The sequence below is a fragment of the Micromonospora sp. RV43 genome (genome assembly GCF_001029515.1).
GTDB lineage: Bacteria > Actinomycetota > Actinomycetes > Mycobacteriales > Micromonosporaceae > Micromonospora > Micromonospora aurantiaca.
This window is the reverse complement of record NZ_LEKG01000301.1, coordinates 1-4632: the sequence shown is the minus strand read 5'-3', so window position 1 is coordinate 4632 and position 4632 is coordinate 1. Positions and strand designations below refer to the sequence as shown.

Sequence of the window (4632 nt, the reverse complement as noted above, 5' to 3'; positions counted from 1 at the left end):
CCGGGGGGCGTCGTAGTCGGCGGGCGTGGGCACGGTCCGGCCGGTCAGCGGCCGGGCGGCGAGGTCGGCGACGACCAGCCGGACGTTGGAGCCTCCGACGTCGCCTCCGCCGACCACGCCCCCGCCGACCGGCGAGCCGGGCGCCTGCACCGCCACCTACCGGACCGTGAACACCTGGCCCGGCGGCTACCAGGCCGAGGTCACGGTGGCCAACAACGGCGCCACCACGCTCAACGGCTGGACCGTACGCCTGACCCTGGCCTCCGGCCAGGCCATCAGCAGCCTCTGGAACGGCGTCAACACCGGCACCTCCGGCTCGGTGTCGGTCCGCAACGCGGCGTACAACGGCACGCTGGGCGCGAACGCCTCGACGACGTTCGGGTTCACCGCCACCGGGAACGGCGCCACGGCGCCCAGCGGCGTCAGCTGCACCAGCCCCTGACCGGGCCGGCCCGCCGATCCCCGCACGGGGAGCCGGGCCGTGGGGTGGCACATCGCCGCCCTCCGGCCCGGCACCGGCGGGACGACCGACGCCCCGCCGGACGCCGGGATGTGCTCTAATTAACCCTGGTCGATGTTTGCGCTAACATTCACGACCCCGCAGGCCACCACCACCAGCACCCCTGGGGCCACCGCACCGCCGCTGTTAGCGTTTACACCGACGGCCATCCACAACTCGCGAGGCACCGTCCCGGACGGTCGGGCGCCCGCGCGTACCCGAGGAGCCGTCATGGTGATCCCCCGTCCCCGGCCCGTCCGATCCGGGCCATCGCGCCTCGCCGCACCCGCCCTCGCTCTCGCCCTGGCCGCCACCGGCGGCGGCCTGACGCTCGCCGCGACCCCCGCGCAGGCGGCCACCTCGATCACCGTCAACGGCGCCTCCGGCGGCCAGACGTTCGACGGGGTCGGCGCGGTCAGCGGCGGCGGCGGCAACAGCCGGCTGCTGATCGACTATCCCGAGCCGCAACGCGGGCAGATCCTGGACTACCTGTTCAAGCCCGGCCACGGCGCCGCGTTGCAGATCCTCAAGGTCGAGATGGGCGGCGACACCAACTCCACCAGCGGCTCCGAGCCGAGCCACGAGCACGTCCGGGGCGATCTCAACTGCAACCGCCGCTACCAGTGGTGGATCATGGAGCAGGCCAAGGCCCGCAACCCCGCCATCAAGCTGGCGGCACTGCCCTGGGGCGCTCCCGGGTGGATCGGCAACGGCAACTTCATGTCCCAGGACATGATCAACTACTTCGTGGACTGGCTGGGCTGCGCGCGGCAGCACAACCTGACCATGGACTACATCACCGCCGCCCAGAACGAGAAGCGGACCGACGCGAACTGGACCATCAGCCTGCGTCAGGCACTGAACAGCAACGGGTACGGCAACGTGAAGATCATCTACGGCGACGACTACCCGGGCAGCTGGGGTCCGGCGAACGCCGTCGCCGGCAACTCCACGCTGCGCAACAGCATCGACGTGCTCAGCGGCCACTACCCGTGCGGCTACCTCAGCGCACAGACCACCTGCACCGTCTCGTCCACCGCCACCAGCACCGGCAAGACGCTGTGGAACAGCGAGGGCGGCTCGCAGGACTACAACGACGGCGCCAAGCCGCTGGCCCGCGGCATCAACCGTGGCTACATCGACGGCCGGATGGTCGCCTACCTCAACTGGGACCTGATCGCCGCGATCACACCGAACCTGCCCTGGTCCACGGTCGGGCTGATCCTGGCCAACCAGCCCTGGTCCGGCTGGTACTCGGTCGGCAAGAACACCTGGGCGCTGGCGCACACCACCCAGTTCACCGCGCCCGGCTGGCGCTACCTCGACTCGTCGTCGGGCTACCTGGGCGGCAACCGCAACAACGGCAGCTACGTGTCGCTGCGCTCCCCCACCGGCGGCGACTACAGCACCGTCATCGAGACCATGGACGCCACAGCGGCGCAGCAGCTCACCGTGAACGTCACCGGCGGGCTCTCCACCGGCCAGGTGCACGTCTGGTCCACGAACCTGAACTCGACGAACCCGAACGACTTCTTCGTCCGCGGCGCGGACATCACCCCGTCGGGCGGATCGTTCTCGCTCACCGTCCAGCCCGGACACCTCTACACCGTCACCACGACCACCGGGCAGGGCAAGGGCACCGCCACCAGCCCGGCCCAGGGCTCGCTCGGCCTGCCGTACCGCGACGACTTCGACGGCTACGCGGCCGGGCGGATACCGAAGTACCTCCAGGACATGCAGGGCGCGTTCGAGACCGTCGGCTGCGGCGGCGGCCGGGCCGGCATGTGCCTGCGGCAGATGTCCGCGCAGGCCCCGATCACCTGGAAGACCCTCGCCGACCCGGCCACCTACGGCGGGAACCTGAGCTGGGGCAACTACACCGTCTCCGCCGACGTCCTGCTCGAACAGTCCGGCTACGCCCAGATCCAGGGCCGCGTCGGCACCACGAACCTCGACCCGATCGGCCGGTACAACGGCTACTTCCTGCGGGTCACCGACTCCGGCTCGTGGTCGATCCTGCGCAACAACACCGCCGGGCAGCTCGCCACGCTGCGCAGCGGGAACGTCGCCGCGCTCGGCACCAACCGCTGGCACAGCCTCGCGCTGGGCTTCGCCGGCTCCACCATCACCGCCACCATCGACGGCACGACTGTCGGCACGGTCACCGACTCCACGTTCGGCACCGGCCAGGTCGGCTTCGGCACCAGCCAGGGCGAGACCGCCCAGTTCGACAACCTGTCGGTGGTCGCCGGCCCGGGCGGCAACCCCGGGGGTACGAGCGGCGCCCTGCTCAACCCCAACTCCAGCCGCTGCCTGGACGTGCCGAACCAGTCCCAGACCAACGGCACGCAGGTGACGTTGTGGGAGTGCAACGGCGGCGCGAACCAGCAGTGGACGGCGACCTCCGGCCGGCAGCTCCAGGTGTACGGCGGCAAGTGCCTCGACGCCGAGGGCCAGGGCACCTCGTCCGGCACCCGGGTCATCATCTGGGACTGCAACGGCGGCGCCAACCAGCAGTGGAACGTCAACACCGACGGCACGATCACCGGCGTCCAGTCCGGACTGTGCCTGAGCCCGAACGGCGGCGGTACCGGCAACGGCACCCCGATCGTCCTGTCCGCCTGCACCGGCGGCAGCAGCCAGAAGTGGAGCCGGGCGTGACGGCCCGACCTTCGCCGACCGTACCCATCCGCCGCGGCGCGGCCTACCGGGGAGACGACCTGTGACCTCAACGCTATGGAGACCCGACCGCCGGACCAGACGATGGCTCGCGCTGGCCGTGACGATGCTCGCCCTGCTGGGGCTGGCACCGGTCATCGCCGGAGGGCTGACCCCGACCGTCGCCCGGGCGGACAACCCGATCGTGCAGACGATCTACACGGCCGACCCGGCCCCGCTGGTCCACGACGGCCGCGTCTACCTCTACACCGGCCACGACGAGGACAACTCGACCTGGTTCACCATGAAGGAGTGGCGGGTCTTCTCGTCCGACGACATGGTGAACTGGACCGACCACGGGTCGCCGCTCAGCCTCGCCACGTTCAGCTGGGCCAAGCAGGACGCGTGGGCCGGCCAGGCGGTCCAGCGCAACGGCAAGTTCTACTGGTACGTGCCGATGGTCGTCCGGGCGACCGGCCAGATGGGCATCGGGGTGGCGGTGGCGGACAGCCCCACCGGGCCGTTCCGTGACGCCATCGGGCGTCCGCTGGTGAGCAACGGCGAGATCGACCCGACGGTGTTCATCGACGACGACGGCCAGGCGTACCTGTACTGGGGCAACCCGCGACTGTGGTACGTGAAGCTGAACGCGGACATGACCTCGTACTCCGGCAGCCCCACCCAGATCCCGCTGACCACCGCGGGCTTCGGGGCGCGGACCGGTGACGCGAACCGGCCGACCCTCTACGAGGAGGGGCCGTGGGTGTACAAGCGCAACGGCCTCTACTACATGGCGTTCGCGGCCAGGTGCTGCTCGGAGTTCGTCGCCTACTCGACCGCTCCCGGGCCGCTGGGCCCGTGGACGTACCGCGGGACGATCATGCCGACCCAGGGCAGCAGCTTCACCAACCACCCCGGGATCATCGACTTCAAGGGCAACTCGTACTTCTTCTACCACAACGGCGCGTTGCCCGGCGGCGGCGGTTTCACCAGGTCGGTGGCGGTGGAGAAGTTCTCCTACGGCGCTGACGGCTCGATCCCCACGATCAACATGACCACCACCGGCGCCCCGCAGGTCGGCACCGTGAACCCGTACTCCCGGCAGGAGGCCGAGACGATGGCCTGGGGGCAGGGGGTCGAGACCGAGGCGTCCTCCCTGGGCGGGAGGAACGTCGGCTACATCGACAACGGGGACTACATCAAGGTCAAGGGCGTGGCCTTCGGCGCCGGCGCGACCAAGTTCACCGCCATGGTGGCCTCGGCCGGCAGCGGGGGGTCCATCGAGCTGCGCCTGGACAGCGTGACCGGCCCGCTGGTGGGCACCTGCCAGGTGACCCCCACCGGCGACTGGCAGACCTGGACCAACCCGAGCTGCCCGGTCAGCGGCGCCACCGGCACCCACGACCTCTACCTGCGGTTCACCGGCGGCAGCGGCTCGCTGTTCAACATCGACCACTGGTGGTTCACCTCCGGCC

The 4632-nt window shown here is 70.5% G+C and carries 2 protein-coding genes and 1 pseudogene; all 3 read left to right on the top strand.

Going from position 1 to position 4632, the window contains the following annotated elements; all coding sequences use genetic code 11:
* Nucleotides 1-91: 91 nt before the first annotated feature.
* A pseudogene (locus ABD52_RS36335) lies at nucleotides 92-442 on the top strand (cellulose binding domain-containing protein); the annotation flags it as partial.
* 288 nt (nucleotides 443-730) lie between these two features.
* Nucleotides 731-3160: a ricin-type beta-trefoil lectin domain protein gene (locus ABD52_RS36330; RefSeq protein ID WP_082171460.1), complete on the top strand. Its 2430-nt coding sequence runs from the start codon at nucleotides 731-733 to the stop codon at nucleotides 3158-3160.
* 124 nt (nucleotides 3161-3284) lie between these two features.
* The coding region (locus ABD52_RS36325; RefSeq protein WP_047894731.1) for a glycoside hydrolase family 43 protein at nucleotides 3285-4632 on the top strand (1348 nt) is incomplete at its 3' end.

Bases quoted from the DNA above. Each gene is read 5' to 3' on its own strand.
- ABD52_RS36330 (WP_082171460.1), top strand. From the start codon at position 731: ATGGTGATCCCCCGTCCCCGGCCCGTCCGATCCGGGCCATCGCGCCTC.